The sequence below is a fragment of the Alkalibacillus haloalkaliphilus C5 genome (genome assembly GCF_000269905.1).
Taxonomy (GTDB): domain Bacteria; phylum Bacillota; class Bacilli; order Bacillales; family Alkalibacillaceae; genus Alkalibacillus; species Alkalibacillus haloalkaliphilus_A.
The window spans coordinates 15,092-39,799 of sequence record NZ_AKIF01000004.1; the positions used below are offsets into that span (position 1 = coordinate 15,092).

General features: G+C 38.0%; 28 protein-coding genes. 20 read left to right on the forward strand and 8 right to left on the reverse strand.

The features are described 5' to 3' along the window. Positions 1 to 6 precede the first annotated feature (6 nt). Positions 7 to 870: an RluA family pseudouridine synthase gene (locus A194_RS0100865; RefSeq protein WP_017184995.1), complete on the forward strand. Its 864-nt coding sequence runs from the start codon at positions 7 to 9 to the stop codon at positions 868 to 870. Here the strand turns inward: A194_RS0100865 and A194_RS0100870 are convergent. Further along, positions 867 to 2,039 carry an FtsW/RodA/SpoVE family cell cycle protein gene (locus A194_RS0100870; RefSeq protein WP_017184996.1) on the reverse strand — a complete coding sequence of 391 codons (1,173 nt, stop codon included), beginning with the start codon at positions 2,037 to 2,039 and terminating at the stop codon, positions 867 to 869. The genes A194_RS0100865 and A194_RS0100870 overlap by 4 nt on opposite strands. Before the next feature lie 198 nt (positions 2,040 to 2,237). On the opposite strand from A194_RS0100870, the gene fabI reads away from it, so the two are divergent. Together fabI and A194_RS0100880 are read left to right on the forward strand one after the other, a co-directional pair. Further along, positions 2,238 to 3,014, forward strand: a complete 777-nt coding sequence (gene fabI, locus A194_RS0100875) for an enoyl-ACP reductase FabI (protein WP_017184997.1) — start codon at positions 2,238 to 2,240, stop codon at positions 3,012 to 3,014. Positions 3,015 to 3,135: 121 nt separating this feature from the next. Beyond that, positions 3,136 to 3,522, forward strand: a complete 387-nt coding sequence (locus A194_RS0100880) for a CotO family spore coat protein (RefSeq protein WP_017184998.1) — start codon at positions 3,136 to 3,138, stop codon at positions 3,520 to 3,522. A gap of 134 nt (positions 3,523 to 3,656) precedes the next feature. Here A194_RS0100880 and A194_RS0100885 read toward each other — a convergent pair whose 3' ends face one another. Continuing rightward, positions 3,657 to 4,118, reverse strand: a complete 462-nt coding sequence (locus A194_RS0100885; RefSeq protein ID WP_017184999.1) for a CotY/CotZ family spore coat protein — start codon at positions 4,116 to 4,118, stop codon at positions 3,657 to 3,659. Positions 4,119 to 4,325: 207 nt separating this feature from the next. On the opposite strand from A194_RS0100885, the gene A194_RS0100890 reads away from it, so the two are divergent. The 6 genes from A194_RS0100890 to A194_RS0100910 all read left to right on the forward strand — a co-directional run bounded on the left by A194_RS0100890 (position 4,326) and on the right by A194_RS0100910 (position 7,111). After that, positions 4,326 to 4,544, forward strand: a complete 219-nt coding sequence (locus A194_RS0100890) for a hypothetical protein (protein ID WP_017185000.1) — start codon at positions 4,326 to 4,328, stop codon at positions 4,542 to 4,544. Positions 4,545 to 4,690: 146 nt separating this feature from the next. Beyond that, positions 4,691 to 4,882: a hypothetical protein gene (locus A194_RS0100895; protein WP_017185001.1), complete on the forward strand. Its 192-nt coding sequence runs from the start codon at positions 4,691 to 4,693 to the stop codon at positions 4,880 to 4,882. Positions 4,883 to 4,946: 64 nt separating this feature from the next. After that, a complete protein-coding gene (locus tag A194_RS16815) occupies positions 4,947 to 5,261 on the forward strand; it encodes a hypothetical protein (protein ID WP_017185002.1) in 315 nt (104 codons plus the stop codon). Positions 5,262 to 5,295: 34 nt separating this feature from the next. Continuing rightward, positions 5,296 to 5,976, forward strand: coding sequence for an MBL fold metallo-hydrolase (locus A194_RS16820; RefSeq protein ID WP_017185003.1), 681 nt, complete (start codon positions 5,296 to 5,298; stop codon positions 5,974 to 5,976). 14 nt (positions 5,977 to 5,990) lie between these two features. Further along, on the forward strand, positions 5,991 to 6,191 hold the full coding sequence (locus A194_RS19200) for a hypothetical protein (protein WP_017185004.1): 201 nt from the start codon (positions 5,991 to 5,993) through the stop codon (positions 6,189 to 6,191). 356 nt (positions 6,192 to 6,547) lie between these two features. Further along, positions 6,548 to 7,111 carry a hypothetical protein gene (locus A194_RS0100910; RefSeq protein ID WP_017185005.1) on the forward strand — a complete coding sequence of 188 codons (564 nt, stop codon included), beginning with the start codon at positions 6,548 to 6,550 and terminating at the stop codon, positions 7,109 to 7,111. 186 nt (positions 7,112 to 7,297) lie between these two features. Here A194_RS0100910 and A194_RS0100915 read toward each other — a convergent pair whose 3' ends face one another. From A194_RS0100915 to A194_RS0100935, 4 genes are all read right to left on the reverse strand, one after another. Next, positions 7,298 to 7,984 carry a YetF domain-containing protein gene (locus tag A194_RS0100915; protein ID WP_017185006.1) on the reverse strand — a complete coding sequence of 229 codons (687 nt, stop codon included), beginning with the start codon at positions 7,982 to 7,984 and terminating at the stop codon, positions 7,298 to 7,300. A 286-nt stretch (positions 7,985 to 8,270) separates the two neighbouring features. Further along, entirely contained in the window at positions 8,271 to 8,699 is a 429-nt protein-coding gene (locus A194_RS0100925) for a GNAT family N-acetyltransferase (RefSeq protein ID WP_017185008.1), read from the reverse strand. A 6-nt stretch (positions 8,700 to 8,705) separates the two neighbouring features. Next, on the reverse strand, positions 8,706 to 9,218 hold the full coding sequence (locus tag A194_RS0100930) for a 2'-5' RNA ligase family protein (RefSeq protein WP_029424936.1): 513 nt from the start codon (positions 9,216 to 9,218) through the stop codon (positions 8,706 to 8,708). Between the two features lie 118 nt (positions 9,219 to 9,336). Further along, positions 9,337 to 10,062 (reverse strand): alpha/beta hydrolase, encoded by a 726-nt coding sequence (locus A194_RS0100935; protein ID WP_017185010.1) that lies wholly within the window; start codon positions 10,060 to 10,062, stop codon positions 9,337 to 9,339. Positions 10,063 to 10,184: 122 nt separating this feature from the next. On the opposite strand from A194_RS0100935, the gene A194_RS0100940 reads away from it, so the two are divergent. The 7 genes from A194_RS0100940 to A194_RS16825 all read left to right on the forward strand — a co-directional run bounded on the left by A194_RS0100940 (position 10,185) and on the right by A194_RS16825 (position 18,612). Continuing rightward, positions 10,185 to 10,745, forward strand: a complete 561-nt coding sequence (locus tag A194_RS0100940; RefSeq protein WP_017185011.1) for a phosphatidylglycerophosphatase A family protein — start codon at positions 10,185 to 10,187, stop codon at positions 10,743 to 10,745. Positions 10,746 to 10,747: 2 nt separating this feature from the next. Continuing rightward, positions 10,748 to 11,929: an acetyl-CoA C-acetyltransferase gene (locus A194_RS0100945; RefSeq protein WP_017185012.1), complete on the forward strand. Its 1,182-nt coding sequence runs from the start codon at positions 10,748 to 10,750 to the stop codon at positions 11,927 to 11,929. A 287-nt stretch (positions 11,930 to 12,216) separates the two neighbouring features. Beyond that, positions 12,217 to 13,443, forward strand: a complete 1,227-nt coding sequence (locus A194_RS0100950; RefSeq protein ID WP_017185013.1) for a hypothetical protein — start codon at positions 12,217 to 12,219, stop codon at positions 13,441 to 13,443. Positions 13,444 to 13,849: 406 nt separating this feature from the next. Next, complete coding sequence (locus A194_RS0100955; RefSeq protein ID WP_157783010.1) at positions 13,850 to 14,476, forward strand: MFS transporter; 627 nt, start codon at positions 13,850 to 13,852, stop codon at positions 14,474 to 14,476. A 432-nt stretch (positions 14,477 to 14,908) separates the two neighbouring features. Next, on the forward strand, positions 14,909 to 16,042 hold the full coding sequence (locus tag A194_RS0100960; RefSeq protein ID WP_017185015.1) for an amidohydrolase: 1,134 nt from the start codon (positions 14,909 to 14,911) through the stop codon (positions 16,040 to 16,042). Between the two features lie 130 nt (positions 16,043 to 16,172). Beyond that, a complete protein-coding gene (locus tag A194_RS0100965; RefSeq protein ID WP_017185016.1) occupies positions 16,173 to 17,777 on the forward strand; it encodes a fatty acyl-CoA synthetase in 1,605 nt (534 codons plus the stop codon). Between the two features lie 133 nt (positions 17,778 to 17,910). Continuing rightward, positions 17,911 to 18,612: a phosphatase PAP2 family protein gene (locus A194_RS16825; protein WP_017185017.1), complete on the forward strand. Its 702-nt coding sequence runs from the start codon at positions 17,911 to 17,913 to the stop codon at positions 18,610 to 18,612. A gap of 2 nt (positions 18,613 to 18,614) precedes the next feature. On the opposite strand, the gene A194_RS0100975 is transcribed toward A194_RS16825, so the two are convergent. Beyond that, positions 18,615 to 19,043: a GNAT family N-acetyltransferase gene (locus tag A194_RS0100975; RefSeq protein WP_017185018.1), complete on the reverse strand. Its 429-nt coding sequence runs from the start codon at positions 19,041 to 19,043 to the stop codon at positions 18,615 to 18,617. An 8-nt stretch (positions 19,044 to 19,051) separates the two neighbouring features. Beyond that, positions 19,052 to 19,675 (reverse strand): flavin reductase family protein, encoded by a 624-nt coding sequence (locus A194_RS0100980; protein WP_017185019.1) that lies wholly within the window; start codon positions 19,673 to 19,675, stop codon positions 19,052 to 19,054. Positions 19,676 to 19,802: 127 nt separating this feature from the next. On the opposite strand from A194_RS0100980, the gene A194_RS0100985 reads away from it, so the two are divergent. From A194_RS0100985 to A194_RS0101000, 4 genes are all read left to right on the forward strand, one after another. Next, positions 19,803 to 20,183, forward strand: coding sequence for a zinc ribbon domain-containing protein (locus A194_RS0100985; protein WP_017185020.1), 381 nt, complete (start codon positions 19,803 to 19,805; stop codon positions 20,181 to 20,183). Further along, complete coding sequence (locus tag A194_RS0100990; protein ID WP_017185021.1) at positions 20,180 to 21,787, forward strand: zinc ribbon domain-containing protein; 1,608 nt, start codon at positions 20,180 to 20,182, stop codon at positions 21,785 to 21,787. The genes A194_RS0100985 and A194_RS0100990 overlap by 4 nt, the downstream gene beginning before the upstream one ends. A gap of 1 nt (position 21,788) precedes the next feature. Beyond that, entirely contained in the window at positions 21,789 to 22,781 is a 993-nt protein-coding gene (locus tag A194_RS0100995; RefSeq protein WP_017185022.1) for a zinc-binding dehydrogenase, read from the forward strand. A gap of 204 nt (positions 22,782 to 22,985) precedes the next feature. Further along, the coding region (locus A194_RS0101000) for a carbon starvation CstA family protein (RefSeq protein WP_017185023.1) at positions 22,986 to 24,708 on the forward strand (1,723 nt) is incomplete at its 3' end.

The following is a 24,708-nucleotide window of genomic DNA, read 5'->3' on the forward strand; positions in this document are numbered from 1 at the left end:
AAGCAAATGAATATTTCATGGTCGATTACTAGAAAACATCATCAGTGGCTCGTACGTGACTATTTACTGCACGTGCGAGCTTTTTCTAACCGCTTATTAAAAGAAGTGAAAAAAGAAGGAGCCATTTTAATTAATGGCGAATCGGTTAAGGTAAGGAAGGAAATGGTTACAGGCGATGTCTTAACTGTTCAGTTTCCAGCTGAAAAAAGAAGTGACGCAGTCGAACCAAAGTATATGCCTCTTCAAATTGTGTATGAAGATGATTATTTATTAATTGTTAATAAACGAAGGGGTTTGGCTATCTCACCGAATATGAATGATTTGAAAGAGTCAACGTTAGCTAATGGCGTATTGCATTATTTTGATACTCAATCGATTAATGCAACTTACCATGTCGTAACCCGTTTAGATCGCTATACTTCAGGTTTAGTGTTAATTGCTAAAAACCGATACATCCATCATCTATTGCAACAAAGTGAGATTAAAAGAGTGTATGAGGCGTTTGTAACTGGTCATTTGGAGCAATCGAGTGGAACAATAGATTTACCAATCGCACGTAACCTACCTTCAATCATCGAACGAAAAGTAAGTGATAAAGGAAAGCGAGCCGTTACGCATTACCGTGTAAAACGGGTAGTCGCGCAAGGCTCGCAAGTTGAAGTGGAACTTGAAACAGGTCGAACACATCAAATTCGTGTTCATTTTGCCCATATAGGCCACCCGTTAATTGGTGATGACTTATATGGTGGTCATCATCAATTAACAGGACAAGCGTTACATTGTGGGTGGATTACGATTGAACATCCGATTCACAATAAAATAGTCCATGCTTATGCTAACAAGCCGAATGCACTGAAGCGGTTAACTTAGTCATCTGTTTCAAACATGTATTCTTTTTTCCTAGATTGTATATTTAGCACAAGGCCAATTGCAGCCATGTAAACGAGTAGTGACGTTCCACCGTAACTTAAGAAAGGTAGTGGAAGTCCGGTTAGTGGTAAAAGCTGAATAGACATGCCGATATTTTGGAAAATTTGATAAGAGAACATACCGACGAAACCTACAGCTAAATACGTACCGAATGGGTCACGACAAACGAGTGCAATTTGAATCATGCGATAGATCATTAAGAAGAACAAAATAATAACTATGCTTGACCCAATAAAGCCAAACTGTTCAGCAATAGCAGTGAAAATCATGTCTGTATGGCGTTCAGGGATGTAAAGTTCAAAATTACCAATCCCTTTACCAGACAATTCGCCCGATCCGATTACTAACATTGAACGGATCACTTGCATGGCGGAACTTTGTTCATACAAATGAGGGTCTTGCCATGCTTGAATACGATGAATCGCATGTCCGAATGGCGTATATTCATTAATAAAGTCGATAAACTGTTCAGTGTATAAAAGGTACATTGCGGCAAGTGAAGCGGCAATTAAGGTGAAAATACCTAGTATTACTAAAATAACTCGCCAACGGATTCCGGATATTAAAGTTAAAAAGCCCATAATCGACATAATAACTAACGAAGAACCTAAGTCAGGTTGCATCGCGATTAATGCGAACGGTGGTAATGTTAAGGCAACAATTTTTCCTAACAGTATTAGATCATATTTTAAGTCTTTGTGCGTCCACTTTTCATTATGTGACGTAATAACATGCGCCAAGGCTATAACAAGAAACACTTTCATGAACTCTGAAGGCTGTATGGAGCCAATAGGTAAGTCATACCAACGAGTTGCTCCTAGTCGCGTATCGCCCCAAACAAAAAGACCAGCTAACATTAAGATTCCTAATATGTACACTGGCCAAGCAAGTTTGCGGTAACGATCGAAATCAAGAATCATAATTAACGCAATTCCAACTGTTCCTACTATAAACCACATTAACTGCTGTAAATAGAAGTTGTTATTGGATAAATAGCCTGGTAAATGAGGTTGTAATGTATATAATGTAAAACTGCTAATCGCAACTAAAGCTGTCATTACAAAGATAAGAAATGTATCGAGTTTTTTTTCGTTTCCAGTGTTGTCCATGGATATACTCCTTTAAACTAATCATCTATTCTATTTTCGTGCATTTAGGCTAGTTCGTCAATGTGAACTCGTTAACAGTTTATGAAAGTTTTCAATTAATCTAAAGAAAACAATTGTATCTGTCGTCAATTTTATATAAAATAGTAGTAGGTACTAATAACAAACCATAATTTTATGACTGACTAGGAGGTCAATCAAATGACTTTTTCATTAGAAGGTAAAACATATGTTGTAATGGGTGTAGCGAACAGACGCAGTATTGCTTGGGGGATTGCTCAAGCGTTACACGATGCAGGTGCTCGTCTAATCTTTACTTATGCCAATGAACGTTTCGAAAAACCTGTACGTGACTTAGCAAAGACATTAGATCGTGATGACTCTTTATTGTATGAGTGCGACGTAACAGATGACGATGCCATTAATACAACATTCGAAAACATTAAAAATGATGTAGGTGTTATTCATGGATTAGCTCACTGTATTGCATTTGCAAACCGTGATGAACTGAAAGGTGAATTCATTAATACATCACGTGATGGCTTTTTACTAGCGCATAACATTAGCGCATTTTCATTAGCAGCAGTATCTCGTGCTGCTAAAGATGTTATGACAGAAGGCGGAAGCATCGTAACACTAACTTATTTAGGTGGCGAGCGTGTTGTTGAGAACTACAACGTTATGGGTGTAGCAAAAGCCAGCTTAGATGCAACGATGAAATATGCAGCTAACGATTTAGGTAAGTATGGAATCCGAGTAAACGCAATCTCTGCTGGTCCAATTCGTACGCTATCTGCTAAAGGTGTTGGCGACTTTAACTCAATTTTACAAGAGATTGAAGAGCGTGCACCATTGCGTAAGCCAGTTACACAAGAAGAGGTTGGCGACGTTGCTTATTTCTTAATGAGTAATTTATCTCGTGGTATGACAGGTGAGATTTTACACGTCGATAGCGGTTATAACATTTTAGGTCGATAAGAACTTTTAATTAGCAAAGTGTTTTCAGTTAATCTGGAAGCACTTTGCTTTTTTATGCTCACTCCTCTAGGCATTTATGCATAAGATAAGGTGAAAAGAAGTCAAGAGAGGAGATTGACTCATGCCGGATCATAAAGTGAAGCCACCGCTTTTATTTATTGCGCAAAACTCTGAAAATAATCCTTCTGCCAAAGCACAATCACACTTTTATAGTAACAATGAAGATGTAGTAGACATTGAGCCTAAAGAGGAAGAAAAAGAAGAAAGTGTTTCATCTAAACGAAGAAAGTTTCAAGATATGTCAGTTGAAGAGAGATTAAGATATATGGTTGATATGCCTAGCATTCTTCCAAAAATGAAATGCGAAGTTCAAACTGACAATAATAAATATATTGGGACAATTGAGAAGTGTGATGAAGACATATTAATGTTACGAACGGTGGATCAAGGTTTTCGCGTGAAAATTAAACGAGGAGATATCGTAGACGTACAGTTAGTAGGTTTTTAGTTTAAAGAAGGTAACTAGGGTGAAAGCGCCTAGTTACCTTTCTTTTTTAGGCAAAACTTAAAAGATGATTTTATTTCAGACTAAAAACGAGCCTGCTATTAATATAGCAGACTCGTTTAATGTGCGCGGTAATATTAAAGGGCGTTAATAGCCGGTAAACAAGTTACGTGGCAGAAGCATTCTAAATCAACTGTAATGCAAATACCTGTTGCGCGTAGGTTGGCGGTTTTTTGCTTAGTTGGATCCGGTGCGCCTGTATGCGAGTCAGAAGGGTCGCGTAATAACTCTAACGTTGCACAGTTATCGTCGTCGATGCTGTTAACACGGAAATAGAAGGTGTCTAGAACAGTTCTTTGTTGGTCGTTGCGGACACCATACCCTTTAAATGGATCACATTTGCAGTATAGTAATACTGGTACTGTATCTAAACTGTTGGGTGCAGTCGTGTCACCTCGTAAATCTTGAATTGACTGTTCACAACTAATATCGCAATCGTCATCAACAATATCATCTTGTGCATCAACGATCTGGCGTAGAATATCGGCTACGCAGTTAGTATCCTCATCTTCAATACGACGCTTATCTCGACAAGTCATAAGCAAACTCCTTTCTTATTGGTCAATATTGACTCTTGTTACGATAATAATGTATGCATTTTACCTATATAGGTGTGGGCATTCGCCAAAAAAGTTTTGAAGGTTAAATTAAAGGATTTGGGAATTATAGGGCACCAACCTATGCTAATTTTAAAGTACTGAATATACTAGTTAACGAAACGCCTAACACTTAAAGGAGTGAAAAGCATGTCCGATTCTAAAAAAGAAATCCACGTACAGGACTTAATTATTAAAGCTGACAATGTTCATTTCGAGCCCCCTGAAAGAGAATCTCATCCATGGTTTGGTCCTCGTATGATGGATGAAGAGCCTCGTCATGAGGAAATGATGGCTGAAGATGTCGAAATGAAAGATGACGACCAAGACGATGGTGAAGAGAGACGTCCACCATTTTTCTGGATCTAATTGGTATGTAGGAACTCGGGTTTAGTCCGAGTTCCTTTTTTATAGGACTCCATTCTTGATAAAGCACAAAATGAGACAATTTTTTTATAAAAAAATTATATAACGCACAAAGATAGACAAATTTTTTGAAAAAGGTGTGATAATCTATGCCTGACCGATTCATTCTCCTAATGAACCATTTGAAACAACTGACTAAGCAATTAAACCAATCGCCCCAACAAAAATATGACAAACAGACGAGTGAATTTTATAAATGGGAGAAAATGTTAGATAGTGATGCGCAAAAGATTGAAAAATGGATGGCAGACTTAGAGAAGAAAATCGACAAACCGAAGTAACCTTAAACGAATAAGTATAAGTAGAAACGGGAATAGGATTAATATAAAGAAGGAGGTTGATCATATGGGATACATTTTGCCAGTTGATCAACATCAATATAGTCAATACCACAGACGAGTAGCTGGTGAAACGAAGTCTCCATTCGTAATCGAAAGACCATTTCGTGTAGAATTAGAGACGAGGCGTAAACATCCGTTCGAATATGCTGAAGAAAGAAAAAGGATGAGCTTACGTTATAACAATCAAAACGGTCCTAAAAATGGTAAACAAGCAGAAATTGAACAGCTTTATACACCAGGATCCATTGTAAATCGTTCAGCTGAGAGAAATTTTTCTAAAATAACAGGAAAAGGTCAATACTTTAGCGAAAGCATTTAAACAAGATAGTCCGCTAAAGAAAGGATTCTAGTCTATGAAAATGAATCAATTAAATAATAATTGTTACTACTTCTCAAGCTCCGTCAATGTTGGTTATGTGCATGAAGGGAATAATGGACTGCTCATTGATGCTGCCATTGATCAATCGGCCATTAGAAAAGTTGTGCGTCAATTAGAAGAAGCAGAATTACCGATCACCCATTTATTTATTACACATGCACATGCAGATCATTATGGCGGAGCTGCTTATTTAAAAAAACATTACAATGTCAAAGTTATGGCACCTAAATTAGAAGCGGCGATCGTTGAGAATCCGATCATTGAACCGATTTATATGTTTCAAGGTAATACACCAGTTGGAGAGCTTAGAAATAAGTTTTTAGAAGGGCCTCCAGTTGAAGTGGATTTAGTAGTCGATGAAGGTGAACAGGAAATAGACGGGTTTCATATAGAGTTCATTTCAACTCCAGGACATAGCTATCACCAACTTGCGCTTGCAACAAACGGCATATTGTTTGCTGCTGATAGTTATTTTGGTAAAAAAGAATTAGACAAGCATAAAATCCCGTATATCACGTGTGCCAAAGACACAATTGAGAGTCTAGAAAAAATTAAAGATAAAGTTTATGATGGTGCTGTACCAGGCATGGGCCTTATGAAGAAGACTTTAAAAATACTATTCAGTATAATATTGAATATCACCAAAACATTTTAAGTTCAGTAAAGGAAATGCTTGATCGATCGGCACATGGTTTATCTCATGAAGATATCGTGTCGTTTATGTGTGCTCGATATGATGTTAAAGCCGATCAGCTCTCAATGTTTATGCTGTTTAGGACAGCTGTATCTGCTTACGTACGAGCATTAGTTGAGGAGAATAAAGCTGAGTTTGAAATTGAAAATTTTCGCGTCATGATCAAACCGATTTAAAAGTACCTGGTTAGTTTAACGGTTTCCGTTCAAAGGTGCACATAGACAGAAACACATACTATTTCACACGTGAATTCATATGCGAATTCACGTGTTTTATTTTGCTGATATATTAAGAAGTTATAGGGTTTTGATATAATCACATTTCACATAGCTATTATGAAGGTTTGAAGTAAATGTTTTAGAGGTTATGAATAGGTGTTGTGTTTGTCATGTGTTACTTTAACAACAGGAGCAGTCATATGTGGCTTGCTTCTGTTTAAATTTTCATCAACTATTGAGCACTAAGTGGAAAATGTATATTTATTTTTTCGTAGGTAAAGGTAATCCTTAAAAACAGTTTAGGGTGATGTGAATTGAAGAAAGTTATTTTACTTGTAATGCTTATTTTTAGTATGCTTTGTGGATTGAACATTGACGCAGCTTCTGCAAATTCAATCCATGAGGTTAGACCTTTAGAGGAAACATATCCTGAATATGGATATAAAACTGTTGAAGAAGCTGTAAATGAATTTGAACAGCATTTTAACCAAAGTATTAAACTACCTCTTAGGATACCACCTATAAAATTTACGCATCATTTTGGAAGGTTTAATGATTTAGATGGGGATATAAATGATTCTTTTGAGTTGATATATATAAATAGTCAATCGCCTGAAAATCAATATGAAATAGCTGTTAGACCTCTTGAACACAAAATTCCAATCGAAGATAAGCGTGTCGTTGAGGTGTTTACTTTAAAGAATGGAAATGAAGCTAAACTTATTAACATCTCTGACTCGTTTGAAGCTCTCGTTTTTGAGAGAGATCATTGGCAATACAAGCTTAGTATAAATAAAAAAATATCTGATAAGGTCTCTTCTGAAATGTTAGTAGAGATTGCAAATTCCATTGATTATCCAAGTGAAAAGAAAAAGTAACAGATGAAGAGGGAAAATCAAGATAAAGGGACTTAGAAGTAATTCTAAGCCCTTTTTTAATAGGCTCTCTAATGTGTTTCTAGTGAGAATTCTTTTGCTAAATGGATTACAATTTAACGTTTTGCAACTCACAACGGAACCCGTTACGATTAGTTAATGAAAAATTATATTGTTCTGTACGAAAGTCTAGTAAGGCATGACATAAAGCCCTTTTTCTTGTGTCCACTCAGCATACATAATGTCTTGAATGGTTAACCCTTGTTGTTCGACTTCTTTTTCAATATCCTCTAAATTCCATGATATTTCTTTTAAGTTTTCTTCAACAATTTCACCGTCAGAAATGATTGATATTGGTAGTTCAACGCTTTTCGGAGTTTGATTTAAGATTTCATTTGTTGGTAATTGGTGAATAAACTTTTTAAGGACATTGACTGTACCGTTTGTTTCAAGCACTGCATACTCAACTTCTTGGATTGAAAAGACGTTTTTGTCTCTTAATAAATGCATAAATTGGTTCATATCAAGTTTTGATTTTTTTAATAAATCTTTTTGAATTTCTCCTCGACGAATAATTAGAGATGGTGAACCTTCAAGAGGCTTTCGTGATTTTCTGAATTTATTAGTAATTGTTTCTATTGTGTATAATAATACTCCCCACAAAGTTACAGCGAACAAGATCATACTAATACCAATTTCTTTATCATAAAGGGCATTACCAATTAATTCACCTAGAATAATGGCTGCAATAAAATCAAAAGGAGTTATTTGTGTAATTTGTGACTTACCTAGCACTTTAGTTAATGCAAATAAGGCGGCAAACCCTACGATTGTTTCCATAGTAATTCGAACAAATTCCATTGGTTCAGTGCCCACCACAAAATCCCCCTTTATTAATTGTCATGCATTATTATTTGTGGGCTGCGCTTTTTCATTCATTTAAGCGAAAGTAAATTTTAGTTCGTTAGTATATATTTTTTAACTCAACTCAACCTATAACTAATGGCACCAATAGAGAAAGGGGGAAGTGGCTGTGAATATGCAAGGGAAAATGACGTTAATATTAGTCCTTGTTGGGTCTGGACTTGCTATTTTTTGGCTAGGATATCATTTACTCATTTGATTATAAAAAAAATAAAACCGCCAATTAAGGCGGTTTTAATTATAAGTCTTTTACCATTGTCACGTGTGGAATCCCAGCATCCATAAACTCATCAGATACTGTTTCGTAGCCGAGTTTTTTATAAAAATCTTCTGCGTAAGTTTGTGCGTTTAGCTTCGATTTCGTGTAGCCTTTAGAGCGAATGACATCTTCCATGACTAAAATGATGTCTCGTCCAAATCCGTTGCCTCGTTCTTCATCTAATACAGCAATTCGTTCCAACTTGCCAAATTCATCGACAAAACGTAGCCTGCTTGCTGCAACGGGGCGTCTTTCTAACGTGTAGCCTACAAAATGAATGGCATGATCGTCATGCTCATCTATTTCTTCTTCTAGTGGTACGTTTTGCTCCTCAACGAAGACGACTTTACGAATGTCGAAGGCTTCGTCTTTTTGTCTTTTCGTTTCTACTTCTTGCACATTCAGCATGAATAATTACTCCTTAGCAAACTTAAATGTTTCATGTACAGTCCAGCTACCGTCATCTAGTTGGTAAAGTAACTGGAAGCGGTCAACTGTATCTTTTAAATCAAATTGTGAAAGTCTCAAGCTACCGTATACGTCAGAATGTTCATCTTCTGATAGCTCCTGACTGATTGTAATGTGCGGCACGAACTTATGCTGACGCTCTTGAGGGAACGGTTTCTCATGCATTTTGTTACTTAAATAAGTTAGCTCTTCATTGTCTTCTACTTTTAAATAAACAGTGTGAGTAATTGGACTGAATGAACTTACACGGTTAATTTCGATATCAAAAGGGTCCATTTCATCTGCAAGCTTTTGACAAGCATCTTCCACCTGTTTAATTTCACCTTCTGTTGCTTGAAAATGTTCCTTTAACGTAATATGCGGTGGAATTAGTGAGTAACGCGGGTCATATCTCATCCTGTAAGAGTTTGCTACATCTTGTATGTGTTTTGATGGAAATATTGCAATTCCATAAGTCACTGGTGTCATGAATAAATCCCTCCATATTTCAAATAAGTATTTTCCGATAAAACTGATTAACGAAGTATAGATTATATTATAACAGAAAAACCTTGGAAAAATCGCCCCTATATTGTGCCTATTTTCCGAAAATATTTTCGATTGCGTTTGGTAAGTCTTTCTGCCATTGTTTCCAAGTATGTTTTCCTTCTAACTCTTTATAAGTATAGTCGGAAACACGCTCTTCTAAAAGGTTGTTCATTTCACGGTTTGGATTTAAGAAATCATCGATGTCACCATATGTCGTTTCAACTTCTTCTTCATCTAAACCAATCGTATGATAAATAGACATCGTTTCAATCTCATCTGTTTCTTTAATGAGCCTTTCGACACGCTCATCGTAATAAGGTGACTGCATTATGACTTTGCCGAAAGTGTTCGGATATTTTAATGCTGTCATAAGCGACACCGTCCCGCCTAAAGAGTCCCCCATTAAAGCTCGGCATGATTTAACATGATAACTCGGCAATTCTTTATCTAAAACAGGAACAACTTCAAAGCGTAAAAACTTTATATAATCTTCCTGTTTTTCGCTTTCTGGATGATATTTGTGCCAACGATCGTCACGATCTTTATAATGGATGCCACAAAAAATGGTGTTCTCAATTTTGCCTTCTTTATGCAACTTGTCACTCACGCGAGCTAACCGTCCAAGTTGATAATAATCATCACCATCTTGCACGATGCATAAGTGGTACTTGTAAAGTGTTGAATAATTTTCAGGTCGGTAAATATTAATGGTGAATGTTTCATTCATATATTCACTTTCGATTTCTCGTTCAACCATTGAACCGTCTCTAGCCAAGTTGGATACCTCCAGTTGTAGTTGGTTTTGTTTTATTTTACCACATAAAAATAAAATCGCGAATTTTACGATTTGTCCAACTCCTTGCGCGTGGTATAATTAGGAAAAGGAGGAGGAGAAGGATGACGACTTATTCGAACCACATTCGTAGCAAAGAAGTAGAAAATGCAGCTCGAGAATGTTTAGAAAAACGTGGCGTATCTATTTCTAGTATTGCAGAAATTGTTTATCAAATGCAAAAACCTTACAATGAATCGTTAACTTTTGAATATTGCGTAGAAAGTGTTAATCGTGTATTAGAAAAACGAGAGATTCAACATGCATTGTTAGTCGGAGTCGAATTAGATCAATTGGCTGAAAAAGGCCAACTATCTGAACCTCTACAATCATTAGTTGCTCAAGATGAAGGGCTTTTCGGTGTTGACGAAACGATTGCCTTCGGAGCGGCGTTAGGATATGGAAGTATCTCAGTTACGACATTTGGGCATTTAGATAAAGAGAAAATCGGGATTATAAAGGAACTAGACACTAAAGAAGGTGGACAGTGCCATACTTTTCTAGATGATATGGTTGGCAGTATTGCCGCTAATGCATCTAGCCGTATTGCGCATCGGTTGCGTGATATGGAAGATGGCTTAAGTGATCATGAAATTGAAATGCGCGATCAAGAGGAGAGATATTAAATATGGTCAAAGTATATTTAATTGATGGAGCTAGAACACCATTTACTGCTTTCGGTGGGTCTTTTGTTAATACAGATGCAGTTGAGTTAGGGACTGCTACAGCTAAAGCGGCTTTAGAACGTTCCAATGTACAAGCTAATGATGTTGATCATGTTATTTACGGAAACGTTATTCATTCGGGGAAGAATGCAGCCTACTTAGCGCGCCATATTGGGCTTTACAGCGGTGTGCCACAAGAAGTGCCAGCATTAACGTTAAACCGTTTATGTGGGTCAGGCTTACAGTCGGTTGTTACAAGTGCGCAACATATTAAGTTAGGTGAAGCAGGCATTGTATTAGCAGGTGGTTCTGATAACATGTCACAGTCCCCTTTTTCGAATTTCAAGCAACGTTTTAATGGTGTGAAAATGGGGAACATGCAATTTGAAGACATGTTGCAGGCAACATTAACAGACCAATATACAGGAAAGGGTATGGGGATGACAGCTGAGAAATTAGCTGACATTCATAATCTTACTCGTGAAGAACAAGATGCTTATTCAGTACAATCACACGAAAGAGCAACTCGAGCTGTCGAAAATGGCTATTTTGAAGAAGAGATTGCACCTGTAGTAGTCAAAACGCGAAAAGGTGAAGTTGAAGTCGCTAAAGATGAACATATAAAACCAGATTCGACTATAGAAACCTTAGGGAAATTGAAGCCAGTCTTTAAACAAGACGGAACAGTGACGGCAGCTAACTCATCAGGTATTAATGACGGTGCTGCAAGTGTCGTTGTTGCAGGAGAAGAAGCGGTTAGTAACCACGGTTTAACACCGATGGCTGAAATTAAATCTTGGAGTGTGGCGGGTGTCGACCCGACGATTATGGGTATTGGCCCAGTGCCAGCGATTAAGCAAGCGTTAGAGCGTGCTAATTTAACGATTGAAGATATGGATCTAGTCGAAGTAAATGAAGCGTTCGCTGCTCAGTACTTAGCAGTTGAAAAAGAACTTGGCTTAGATCGTGATAAAACGAATGTTAATGGTGGTGCTATTGCATTAGGTCACCCAGTCGGAGCAAGTGGTACACGCGTCTTGTTAAGTGCAGCTTATGAATTGAAACGAAGAGAAGGTCGCTATGCCGTTGTAAGCTTATGTATTGGCGGCGGACAAGGCATTGCGATGGTTATTGAAAACAAATAATAGAGTTAAAGGACCACTCTGAAAAACTTAAGTAGTTCAGTTTTGAAGTACAAAATTGCAATTTGTACCCTTAATTGGACTACTTTTTCCATATGAAATTGTAGACTAACTTGTAGGGCTAATTGTGATTATAATTGCAAGACAAAATGTGGGAAATTCAAAGGTGTTTGGTATTTTTATGGTAAAATGAGCTAAAGGACATTATTCAACTAATGTGAGCAGAATAATGAAAGAAGGATTGCATAAAACAGATTTTACTATCTAGAGGGGGACACAATGAAAAAAAAATGATACTTGTTATCGTCCTATTGTTTCTGGGAGCTTGTTCGACTGATGAAACAAATGGTACGACTTATGGTTTTGAGCAGAATCAAGTTAGGGATGAAGAATATGAATGGTTGCAGCCAAACTCATACCAAATAACGGTTGACGATTCATTTGAATTGGTTTCCAAAAATGTTATGGACACGCCTGAAAATCAAATGTTTTTTTGGCATGAATCATCTGCTAATCAATATACATTTACACTGAAAACAACTACTGAACAATTACAAAAAGAAGTGCCCACCATCGACATTCAACCAATAAATAAATATAAATATGTATATTTACAGGAGTATTATGACTTTGGATTAACTGAAAAAGAAGCCCAAGACGCTCTGGAAGCTGTCAAAAAGGAAGTGGAGGAAGACTCTGCGGCATATCTTGAACAAATGAAAGAACAGTCATTGGAGAGGTTATCGGATGTTGCTAACGTGCTTACTACCGAAGATTATGATATAAAGCCCTTTACTTACATGATTAAGACCGAATCAGAACTAGGTGTGATTCATTATGAATTACTTGGTGAGGTGGGAGAAAACTATGTTCGTGCTAGATTATCAATCCCAAGTGAGCAAGATGAAACGTTGTTTGAAAAAATGCTTACTTCAATGAAGACTATTACGTTTAATAAAGATGAATTTGACGCTAATCCTATTTTGGACCAGCCAACAAATTTATCTTATGAACCTAAAGAAAATCTAAAAGGAGATTACCCTGAAGTAGGATATTCCTTTGACTTACCAGAAGTAGCTACGTTTAGATATTCTTTTCCATCGCTTCATACGTACCGATATACATTTGACACGAAGTACGAGGAGAGTGTTGAAAAAGAGCACTTTGGATTAAGGTCTTCAGAATTAGTAGTCAAAGTTGAAAAACAGGAAAATGCTCGAAATCGTGAAGGGGAAATACGAAATAGAGCACTAGATGATTTTGTAGCATACCAGCATGACTACGCTAGAACAATTGATTATTTACATGAAAATGAAGACTTTAATACAGGTGTTTTTACTACTGCTGTTCGTGTCGAATTCGATGGATATGAAGAATACTGGTTCTTAAAAGAAGTGGATGGGCATGTTTACGAGGTATTTTTTGATATCGCTTTTGAAGCACATGAGTATGAGGAATTGCTTGAAAGCTATTTAGGTGTAGTTCGAACGTTTGAGCTTAAAAATGTAAAGGAATAGAAAAAAGGATTACAATCCTAATAAGTAATTCCATTTCCGTGGAGAGATATACGAAAGAATATTATAATTAGGAAATCCTTACGTATCAACAATTGTGGGATATTGTTCCTACACTAAAGGGGGCGTTAGTTTAACAAGAATGAGCATTTTCCGATAAGGAATTTGCTCTTTTTTGTTGTTAAAATTGCAATAGTTTTTGCACGTGATTTTACAGGTCTTCAATAATTATTGTAGGTTTGCAAATTGAGTTGCATTTTCCTGTGTAAATAACTACTCAAAATACATATAAACTTTGATATAACAATGAAAAATGAGCATCAAATCGCTATGCAATTTGACGCTCATTTTATAATACATTTTTATTGTTTGTACTCCAAAACTGAACTACTTATGTACCGGTCAACTCATGTCACGCACCGGGACGTATAAACGATATGCGTTTGTTGGCGCGATGCTCATGTTAATTGGTTTATTTTTATTTAACCAAATGGATGTTCATACGTCGTTTTGGACAGTTATGCTTAATATGGCAGTGTTCGGAATTGGAATTGGCTCACTTATGCCGATTATGAACGTCTCTGTGCAAAATGCTTTCCCGTATAAACAGATGGGGCAAGTCAATGCGAACTTACAATTTTCAAGGTCACTTGCGGGTGTGGTTGCTGCACCAGTGTTTGGTGCGATATTAAATACGTGGTTTTTACGCCGTTTTAACGAAGTCGAGCCATCAGGGTTTAATGAATTAAGTGATTCGGTTCAACAAGATATTTTAGCGATGGACCCACAACAGCTCATCACTCGGGAGGCACAAGAGAGTGTGGAGTCATCCTTTGCTGCGATCGGCCCAGAAGGTGAAGCGTTGCATCAAGAATGGTTACATGCGATTCAATTGTCATTATCAAGTGGTATCAGTGCTTTGTTTTTTGTTGGCTTAATCTTTGCCGTGTTAACGCTTGTATGCGTCATTTTCTTACCAGAACACAAGCTTCAAGAAGATGAATATTACGAAGAGGAAAAACAAGACGCGTCATAGAATAATGGAAGGAGCACTCTCTTGAGGGGAGTGTTCTTTTTTATGTGTTGGATTAGGTTGATCATTACCGAATAGGAAGAGTTAATACCGAATAGAAGGTAATAGTTACCGAATAGATGTGCAAAACTACCGAATAACCTACAATAATTACCGAATGCTAGATTAGAAGTGTCGGACGAAGTGTGATTAATGTCGGACGCGGGTCATAAGTGTTGGACGAAGCGGGATTAATGTCTGACGCGGCCCAATAATTGTCGGACGAAACATCACTAATGTCGGATACACGCCCATAACTGTCGGACAAAGCCCCACCCCCCACCCCGCTATCCTCACTCTATCAAAATTTATACTTCGCCCCTCGAAGGAATTTACAAATTAATAGATTTCCCGTATTATGAATGTTAAGAAAAATTGAAAAATGGAGGGGAATATATGTTAGTTTTTAAGAATGCCTCGGGCTATGATGGTTTAGGTCAATATTTTGAAGGAAAAGTGATTGTCACTGAAAATGGTAAGATTAAAGATATCAAGGATACATATGATGCTCCTAGTGATGCAGAGGTTGTTGATCTCACAGGAAAAGTTGTATCGCCTGGCTTAATCGATGTACATACGCATTTAGGTGTGTTTGAAGAAGGTAAGGGTCCTTCAGGGCATGATTTTAATGAGACGAGTGATGCGAATACGGCGCAGATCCGTGCGATTGATGGAGTGAATCCGTTTGATGTTGGCCTTGAAGATGCGCGTAAGTTCGGTGTGACGACGGTTCAGACATTGCCAGGAAGCGCAAATGTCATTGGCGGTGAAATGGTCGTGATTAAAACGGTTGGCACAGTCGTTGATCAAATGGCCGTGCGTGAGCCGTCTGGTCTTAAAGCAGCTACTGGTGAAAATCCGAAGCGTGTCCATGGTGGAAAAGGAAAGCTTCCAACGACGCGTATGGGTGTAGCTGCGCTTTTACGAGAAAAGCTTCATGAAGCACAAGTGTATATGGAAAAGCGTGAAAAGGGTGAAGCGGATTATAAGTTAGAGTTAGAAAATATTACGAAGGTGCTAAAAGGTGAAATGCCACTACGTGTTCACGCTCACCGCGCTGAAGATATCGCAACAGTACTTCGTATTAAGCGTGAGTTTGAGATTGATGTGACAATTGAGCACGGTACGGAAGGTCATTTAATTCCTGAATTTATCGCTGAGCATGGTGTAAGTGTCGCAGTTGGTCCGACGTTGACTGCTCGTTCAAAAGTCGAGCTCGAAAATCGTGGTTGGGAGACGCTTCCGACTTATGCGAAGCACGGCGTTCCATTTACGATTACAACAGACCACCCAGTTGTTCCAATCGAGCATTTAATGACAAGTGCGATTATGGGAGTTAAAAATGGATTAACAGATCAAGAAGCGATGAAAGCTTTAACGATTAACGGAGCAAAACATTTAGGTATTGAAGATCGTGTTGGTTCACTTGAAAAAGGAAAAGATGCTGACTTAGTTATCTGGAGCGGTGATCCATTTGATTTACGCAATAAAGTGGAAGCTACTTACATCGAAGGGGAAAAAGTAAATTAATCAACATCTAAAAGAACTTGGGAAAGCCAAGTTCTTTTTTTATATACTTGAACGAAAAAGTTCGTTACTGTAAAATAATAATTAGAATTTTCAGATTAGTGCGTCATCAAATTAGTTAAGGGGTGTTTCAATGAGTACAAATGTTATGAATGATTTGAACCAGATGCTTAAACGAACGAGAAGAAACACACTTGGTGACTTATTACTTAGAACGAGAGAACGTATGCCAGAGAAGTTTGCTTTGGCGTATGAAGGGCAACGACTTAACTATGCTGAGCTAGATGATTTGGTTAATCAAACAGCCCATGTTTTTGTTGAGAAAGGCATGAAAAAAGGCGATATGATTACTGTCATGTCCAAAAATAGCTTGGACTTTGTTGTACTGAAGTTTGCACTTGCACGAATCGGCGCTGTCATGATTCCGATTAATTATATGCTCTCAGTTGAAGATGTCTCATACATTTTAGAACACTCTAAAGCAAATGGATTAATTGCTTCGAAGGAATATGCTCTTGTTCTTGAACAATCAGCTGATCGCATTTCACCTCAGTTTAAGTTTGTGATGGATACGAACGAAGATGAACAACTATCAAGTGAATTGTCAGGATGGATGACGCTATCATCAGCTAGAAAGGGTAAACCTACTGACTTCATAGATGCTGATTTGGAAGATGATGATTTAGCCCACGTGTTATATACGAGCGGAACCGAGTCACGTCCAAAAGGTGTCATGCTTTCACATAAAAGTTTAGTCAGTGAATACATGAGTTGTATCGTTGATGGTCAGATGGAGAATCAAGATGTGCTTGTTCACGCATTACCGATGTATCATAGTGCGCAGTTGCACGTCTTTTTAGGACCAAGCATTTATTTAGGTTCAAGCGGCATCATTTTACCAAATGCTACTCCTGAATCTATATTAGAAACGATTGAAAAAGAAAAAGCAACCCAGCTATTTTGTCCTCCAACGGTCTGGATTGCATTATTACGTCATCCGGACTTTGAAAAGCGCGATTTAACATCGTTGGAAAAATGTTATTATGGTGCGGCTATTATGCCGCGTGAAGTGTTAAAAGAATTGTCTGAGCGGTTACCTAATGCTCAGTTTTGGAATTTTTACGGCCAAACAGAAGTCGCACCGCTTGCCACCGCCTTACAGCCAGAGGACCAGCTTCGTAAGTTAGGTTCAGCAGGTAAGCCGACTCTGAATGTGCAAACGAAACTTGTGGACGATGAAGGAAATGAGGTGACTCGTGGTGAAATTGGTGAAATCGTTCATCGGACCCCACACGCTATGAAAGGGTACTTAAATGACCCTGAGAAGACCGCCGAAGTATTTAAAAATGGTTGGTTCCACAGTGGTGACTTAGGCATTATGGATGAAGAAGGGTATGTTACGATTATTGATCGTAAAAAAGATATGATTAATACTGGAGGAGTCAATGTATCAAGTCGAGAAGTTGAAGAAGCCATTTACGAATTAGAAGGTGTGTCAGAAGTGGCGGTTGTTGGACTTCCAGATGAGTATTGGATTGAAGCGATAACAGCGATTATCGTCACTAAAGAAGGATACGAACTGACAAATGAAGACGTTCAGTCATTTTGTGAACAAAAGCTTTCCAAGTTTAAAGTTCCGAAGTATATTGACTTCACAGATTCATTGCCGAAAAACCCGAGTGGAAAAGTGTTAAAGCGCTCATTGCGAAATCAATATGAGTCACTGGCTAACAATTAAAAGAGCCCATCACAAACTGCACCTAATTTGAGGTGCAGTTTTTTTACATTTTTAAAGAAAAAGGACAGATTTATGATAAAATTAAACGAATAATCTTTTAAGTAAACAACAAGAGTCACAGGAGAATTACAAAATGAAAAATAAAATGTCAATTTACATAGCAGTTGCTCTGTTATCGTTACTAAGTTTTATTGCGTTATCCGTTTTAGTCGTGAACCAAGAACAAACGTCGTTGGATCGTCAAATTGCTGATGCGTTAAATCCACTTCAAGACACTGCTTTCATGTCGTCGATGGACTTGATTTCAAACTTAGGGTCCACCGAACTTTTAGCGGTGTTATCATTACTGACGATCGTGATCTTATGGTTTAAGCAAAAGTCACTTAAACACATAGTTCTGTTCATAGCAGTTGTGGGAGGCGGTGTGTTATTAAATCTACTATTTAAGTTCTTGTTTGAAAGAGGACGACCAGATGACCTTCATCATATTGAGGCATTTGGGGTGAACTTAGAACTTGTGTCATATAGTTTTCCAAGTGGGCACTCTACAAGAGCATTTTTGTTTTTTGCGTTTTTAATTTACATCGCTTGTCTATTCATTAACCATCGTATCGTAAAAGGCATATTAATTACTGCGCTAACGATTGTTATTTTTGCAATTGGGGTTAGTCGTATTATGCTTGATGCTCACTTTGCAACAGATGTACTTGGAGCTTATAGCGTTTCACTAGCTTGGTTAATGCTTTGTGTGACCGTCTTTGAACAAATTATGAAAAACAAAGAAAAGAAGAGTAATCGGTTAAGCCGTTTGCTCTGCTTTTTAAGTGATATATAGCCTTAATTCAGCTTCTTATAAAACCCCGTCGCTTTTGCTTCGTAACCTTGGCTCGTGTAAAAGTGGTGGGCGTCTTCGCGATCACCACGATTACCACTGTTTAAGACGAGTTTACTTGCCTTTTGTTCTTTAGCCCATCGTTCAGCTGCATTAAGCAAAGCTTTCCCGATCCCACTGCCCCGTTCACGCCTGTCAACGACGAGTGCGACGATTCGAATATAATTATCGTTGTTTTCATAATGGAATCCCCTGATTAACCCTGTCATGCCAATGACTTTACCGTTATGTTCATAGACGAGTGTTCGATAATCGTCGCTTGAGTTAATTTTCATCATGCGGTGATTCATCTCTTCAGCCGTCGTCGGGTAACCAAGCTCTCCCATTAAATGGGCTAAACTTTCTATATCTTCTCTTTTTGCATCACGAATCATATCATCACCTACTCCGTATCTGTTGGGCGTTCTAAAAAGAGTGGTTCGCTTAACGTCGCGTAGTTTGGACCTGCTAGTCTAGCCAATGGGTTTAAACTTTCGGCATCAATTTTATAGTTTTCTTGATAAACATTTTCATCAATGTGGTACTGAATCACTTTACCTAAAATTAAATCATTATTATACTCGCCGTTTTCGCCAAGTGGCATATGTTCAAACAGTTCACATTCTAAACGGACTTTACATTCTTTAATGCCAGGAACAGATACGTGAGTGCTTGGGATTGTCGTCAGATTCGCTTTTTCAATCTCACTAATGTGTTCTTTGTATGGGGCTGCGGTTTGATTCATTTGTTCAAGCATGTCGACATCCACGATATGTACGACGAATTCTTTTTGGCTTAAAATATTTTTTGCTGTATGTTTTGTCATTTCACCGTCTACGCGTCCAACAGAAATAGCGATTAACAGTGGGTTTGAACCTAACATGTTAAAAAAGCTAAACGGAGCGGCATTCACTACGCCATCTTCATTTTCTGATGTGACAAAAGCGATTGGGCGTGGGATGACGCACCCACTTAGTAGTTTATAATTTTCTTTCGAGTCTAATTGGTTTGGGTCAATTTGGATCATACAAATCCTCCTTATTCATAACACAATCTTATATTATATATTATCAGAAAATAATGACACATGGAAAATTTATGCGCTATAATATGATACAATTATTGTAAGTTCATAGAGTTATAGGGGGCACATTATGACGGAGTATAAGACAGAGAAAGAGCGTATATTAGCTGATAAATCGTGGTGGTTAGCTAAGTTAGGTGAGTCAATCTACCACCAGTATCGCATGGGGCAATTATATAGTGAAGAGTTAAAAGAATTTGGTGAACAAATTCAAAAGCTAGATCATAGACTTCATGAGCTTGAAGTGTTAAGTGGAGCACGAAACATTTACTGTACGTGTGGGCATGAGATCGAAAAATCTGATACGTATTGTGAACGTTGCGGTCAGAAGTTAGAACATGTTGAAATAGACAGCCAAGATGAACCGTGTCAACATTGTGAAACACCACTTATGATTGGGGCGAAGTTCTGTCATGTGTGTGGCATGCGTCAAGAGGAGGAGTTAACTTGATTTATTGTACGAAATGTGGAGCAAAAAACTCCGCTGACGCGTTATATTGTCATGCAGATGGTCATCCTTTACATAAACTAAGTCAGTTACCAAGCTATCAAAAGCATCAAGAAGAAACATGTCATTATTGTGGTGCGTCTCATTACAACGGAGCTTTTTATTGTCACGTTTGTGGCGAAAGCTATCAATCTGTTAATAGGAAATCTATCAAAGAAGCGATTACACGAGTTAAATTTGGGAAAATGAGTGCGAGTCAAATCGGGAAAACAGCGGTCATGGTCATTCCATTTGTCTTACTGACGGTGATCATGATGCTAGTTAGTATTCAACTTACTTATACAGACCCTGATTTAGATCATGATCTAGCCCCTAGAGGCGAACAAAGTATTGTCGTTGAAGCATTAGAACAATATTCAGTATTTGAAAACCATATAATGTACTTGAAGTCGGGTGATGAAGAATATAGAATTCATCACCACAGTAATGAATGGGAAAAGAGCCTTAATTTAGGCGAATTACTCTTAATTAGTAACGCGGTGCCAATCGCTATTAGTTCACAAGAAACGCATGAACCAGCGCATGAAGATGATGAAGTCTTTGAAACGAGCTATACACAAACATTTAATGTTGGTACTGCCCATCAAGCAGTCGTGCTAATAGTAGCTGTGATTGTTAGCGCAGGACTGTTTACAATGTGGCGTCGAAATAGCACATTAATAAGTCAAATTGTTAGCTCTGGTCTGTTTGGTATGTGGTATGGGTTAACGTTGTTAGTGTTAGTTTTACTTTCAAGTGGTTATTATACGATTGACGATAGTTATCGCTCAGGAAGTACAGAGGTTTACTTTTTGTCTGGTGAAGCTTTCTGGAAAGGGTTCTTAATTACGAGCGTTATTTTCTTAATCGGGCAGCTTATATGGGAAAAGCGCCAATTGCCACATTTCTTCACAGGATTAAAATTAGGTGGCCAGTGGTTTAGTGCTATATTCCTGTCATTCATACTCGTAAGTGGCTGGTATACATTGACACACTTAACAGATATCAGATTTATCAACTCAACGGTTAACTATTCAGTGTTGTTAAGTTTTATATTAATTGCCGTTACACTTGCTGTTATTGTCTTAAATGTTGGATTCTTAAATACACTTTACATGCAACAGTTGTTTTTCGATGGTCAAAGAGTGCCGTTCCATTTATTAAACAATGACTTGGAAGAATTTCTCGAGGATTCTGATCAAAGGTTTCATGCGATGAACCAAGAAGGTTATTTCGATCCAGTACTTAATATGTCTGGGTGGTTTTGGTTTAGTTTCATCGCCATCGTTGTTATATTATTAATTATTGGCTATCTTCATAGTGTTAAGTCGATTAAAGGTAACATTTCTTTAATTACGGGAATCGCCGCAGTGTTTGCAATGATTAATGTTGTACTCGTATTATTTGCAAACCATGAAATAACTATATTTCATGATATAGATGAAGAAAGATTTGCGAATATGACAGGCTTTGATCCATGGTTAACATTTGGTGTCACATTTGCATTCGTTTGGATCACCGTCTTAATCGGTGTTGTCATAAGTAAAATGATAAAGAAGGAGGAGTAATATGAAGGCTATTGTACATGAACAACAACTAGGGTTAGAAGGGCTTGATTATCGAGATGTGACTGATCCTGAAATGCGAGAGGGAACCGTTAAAGTACGGTTAAAAGCTGTCGGGATGAACCGCCGAGATGTAGCGGTGACTTCACGTCGACAAGAAGGTGACCCACCATTAGTTTTAGGGTCTGATGGTGCAGGGGTCATCGATGAAGTCGGTGCTGGTGTTGACAAGTGGCAAGTAGGTGATGAAGTTGTGATTAACCCTGGTGTTGGCTGGGAGAAGAACAGCGATGCACCGCCAGAAGGGTTTCAAATTGTCGGTCTTCCTGATGATGGTACTTTTGCTGAATATATGGTTGTTGATGCCAATCACGTTGAGAAAAAGCCGAGCACATTATCATGGGAAGAAGCAGGCGTCTTGCCTCTAGCTGGTTTAACCGCTTATCGAGCTTTGTTTACACGTGGGCAAGTGAAAGAAGGTGACACCATCATGCTTCCTGGAATCGGAAGTGGGGTTTTGACATTCGTGTTGAAATTCGCAAAAGCAGTCGGCGCACGTGTTATTGTCACATCAAGACACGAAGAGAAGATTGAAGCTGCGAAAAAGTTAGGCGCTGACGTTGGTCTTCTAACCGAGTCGGATTGGAATGAACAGTTAAAAGACGAAACAGTTGACCTTGTTATTGAAAGTGTTGGCCGTGCGACATTTAACAAATCATTAGGCATTGTGCGTCGTGGTGGAACAGTCGTCACTTTTGGTGCTACGACTGAAGATGAAGTCGAAATTGATATTCGTAAATTTTTCTACGGTCAGTACAACTTATTAGGAAGCACAATGGGAAGTGCTGAAGAGTTAAAAGAGATGCTTCAGTTTGTTGAAAAACATGGGATTAAGCCTGAATTAGATCGGATGTTTAAAATGGATGATTACCTTGAAGCATTTGAGTATTTACGTGATTCGAAAAACTTTGGAAAAATTGGATTCCATGTAGAATAGTTATTTCCGCCTCGAGCTGAGCTTGGGGCGGAATTTTTTTATAAAAATATAAAATGTTGTCCTAATCCCACCCATTTTTGAATAATTTAGTGTTAAGCAGGACGAGTTTATACTTAAATAACAGAATTTTTGGATAAGTGTTGAAATTGTAAAAAAACAGGTATAAACTTTTGATTATATTGACCATATTAGGGGGGATGAGATGTGAGTGGTATTTGGTTAGCTCTAGCCGGTTTTCTAGTCTTCTTCCTAGGTTATCGCTTTTATTCAAAGTTCATCGCAGAGAAAATTTATAAGTTAGACCCGGCTTATGTTACACCAGCACATAAATATAAGGACGGGGTTGACTTTGTCCCGACTAACAAATATGTGCTATGGGGGCATCATTTTACATCAATTGCAGGGGCAGCACCGATTTTAGGTCCTGCAATCGCTGTTTACTGGGGTTGGTTACCTGCATTAGTGTGGGTTGTTCTCGGTACAGTGTTTGCAGCAGGTGTTCACGATTCTGGTACGTTGTTTATGTCAGTACGTAACAAAGGACAATCGGTTGGAACTTTAGCGAATAAACTGATCGGACAACGTGCAAAAATTTTGTTCTTATTTATTATTTTGCTACTTGTGTTAATGGTTAACGCAGTATTTGCGTGGGTTATTGCCAACTTATTTATTTCAAACCCATCAGCTGTATTGTCAGTTTTCATTCAAATCCCACTAGCCATTTGGATTGGTTATCATGTTTATAAGCGGAGTGGAAGCATGTTGCTACCATCATTGGTCGTTTTGATTGTCATGTATGGTACAGCTGTCATAGCTAGTTATGTTGAACCACTTCAAATTGATTTAGTCCGCTACTTTGGTGGTGAAGGTGCAACGACATTCATAGGACTTAACGCGACTTCAGCAGCCTTCTTTACTTGGATTATTATATTAATGATCTATGTTTACTTCGCTTCAACATTACCGGTATGGAAATTGTTACAGCCTAGAGATTATATTAATTCACATCAGTTAGTCGTTGGTTTAGTTATTTTATATGCTGGTTTATTTATTACATCACCTGAAGTAACAGCTCCAATGACAAATCCAGCAGCAACTGATACACCTTGGTTTCCAATATTGTTTATAACGATTGCTTGCGGTGCTATTTCCGGTTTCCACGGGTTAGTGTCATCTGGAACGACGAGTAAGCAGTTAAATAATGAACGTGATGTTCGTTTCGTTGGTTACTTAGGTGCTGTTGGTGAAGGTTTATTAGCGTTAATTGCGATTATCGCAGTGGTTACATTCTTTAGCTCAACAGACGCATTTACAGCTACATATAGTAGCTTTGGTGCAGCTAGTGATGGTGGTTTAGGTGTATTCGTTCAAGGTGCAGCAGCATTAGCGACAGGTCTAGGAATTCCAGCAACTGTAGCACCGACAATCATTGCAGTAATAATTGTAAGTTTTGCAGCAACAACACTTGACTCATCTGTACGACTAATGCGTTACATTATTTCTGAGTTAGGTGTGGAATATAGCCTTCCAACGATTACTAAGAAACATGTTGCTACAGCAATTGCAGTCATCTCAAGTGCTGCATTAGCTTTAATTCCACAAGGGCCAAACGGTTTTGGCTCAGGTGGTTACCTATTATGGCCACTATTCGGTACATCCAACCAGTTATTAGCTGGGATTAGTTTACTGTTACTAGCCATATTCTTAAGACGTAGAGGAAGTAGTATGTTACCTGCATTAATTCCAATGGTGTTCTTAATGTTTATGACGCTATATGCCATGTTCGTTCAAGTGTTTACCGATTGGGCACCGTGGGCGACGAATACAGATTGGTTACTGTTCACATTTGGCTCAATCATATTTGTCTTTACAATATGGATCGTCTTTACAGCATTCTCAGTCATATCGAATGAGCGAAAGAATGATA

Excerpts from the sequence above, each read along its gene's own strand:
- A194_RS0100865 (WP_017184995.1), top strand. The coding sequence starts at position 7 with ATGAATATTTCATGGTCGATTACTAGAAAACATCATCAGTGGCTCGTA.
- A194_RS0100870 (WP_017184996.1), bottom strand. The coding sequence starts at position 2,039 with ATGGACAACACTGGAAACGAAAAAAAACTCGATACATTTCTTATCTTT.
- fabI (WP_017184997.1), top strand. The coding sequence starts at position 2,238 with ATGACTTTTTCATTAGAAGGTAAAACATATGTTGTAATGGGTGTAGCG.
- A194_RS0100880 (WP_017184998.1), top strand. The coding sequence starts at position 3,136 with ATGCCGGATCATAAAGTGAAGCCACCGCTTTTATTTATTGCGCAAAAC.
- A194_RS0100885 (WP_017184999.1), bottom strand. The coding sequence starts at position 4,118 with ATGACTTGTCGAGATAAGCGTCGTATTGAAGATGAGGATACTAACTGC.
- A194_RS0100890 (WP_017185000.1), top strand. The coding sequence starts at position 4,326 with ATGTCCGATTCTAAAAAAGAAATCCACGTACAGGACTTAATTATTAAA.
- A194_RS0100895 (WP_017185001.1), top strand. The coding sequence starts at position 4,691 with ATGCCTGACCGATTCATTCTCCTAATGAACCATTTGAAACAACTGACT.
- A194_RS16815 (WP_017185002.1), top strand. The coding sequence starts at position 4,947 with ATGGGATACATTTTGCCAGTTGATCAACATCAATATAGTCAATACCAC.
- A194_RS16820 (WP_017185003.1), top strand. The coding sequence starts at position 5,296 with ATGAAAATGAATCAATTAAATAATAATTGTTACTACTTCTCAAGCTCC.
- A194_RS19200 (WP_017185004.1), top strand. The coding sequence starts at position 5,991 with ATGCTTGATCGATCGGCACATGGTTTATCTCATGAAGATATCGTGTCG.
- A194_RS0100925 (WP_017185008.1), bottom strand. The coding sequence starts at position 8,699 with ATGCTGAATGTGCAAGAAGTAGAAACGAAAAGACAAAAAGACGAAGCC.
- A194_RS0100940 (WP_017185011.1), top strand. The coding sequence starts at position 10,185 with ATGACGACTTATTCGAACCACATTCGTAGCAAAGAAGTAGAAAATGCA.
- A194_RS0100945 (WP_017185012.1), top strand. The coding sequence starts at position 10,748 with ATGGTCAAAGTATATTTAATTGATGGAGCTAGAACACCATTTACTGCT.
- A194_RS0100950 (WP_017185013.1), top strand. The coding sequence starts at position 12,217 with ATGATACTTGTTATCGTCCTATTGTTTCTGGGAGCTTGTTCGACTGAT.
- A194_RS0100955 (WP_157783010.1), top strand. The coding sequence starts at position 13,850 with ATGTCACGCACCGGGACGTATAAACGATATGCGTTTGTTGGCGCGATG.
- A194_RS0100960 (WP_017185015.1), top strand. The coding sequence starts at position 14,909 with ATGTTAGTTTTTAAGAATGCCTCGGGCTATGATGGTTTAGGTCAATAT.
- A194_RS0100965 (WP_017185016.1), top strand. The coding sequence starts at position 16,173 with ATGAGTACAAATGTTATGAATGATTTGAACCAGATGCTTAAACGAACG.
- A194_RS16825 (WP_017185017.1), top strand. The coding sequence starts at position 17,911 with ATGAAAAATAAAATGTCAATTTACATAGCAGTTGCTCTGTTATCGTTA.
- A194_RS0100975 (WP_017185018.1), bottom strand. The coding sequence starts at position 19,043 with ATGATTCGTGATGCAAAAAGAGAAGATATAGAAAGTTTAGCCCATTTA.
- A194_RS0100980 (WP_017185019.1), bottom strand. The coding sequence starts at position 19,675 with ATGATCCAAATTGACCCAAACCAATTAGACTCGAAAGAAAATTATAAA.
- A194_RS0100985 (WP_017185020.1), top strand. The coding sequence starts at position 19,803 with ATGACGGAGTATAAGACAGAGAAAGAGCGTATATTAGCTGATAAATCG.
- A194_RS0100995 (WP_017185022.1), top strand. The coding sequence starts at position 21,789 with ATGAAGGCTATTGTACATGAACAACAACTAGGGTTAGAAGGGCTTGAT.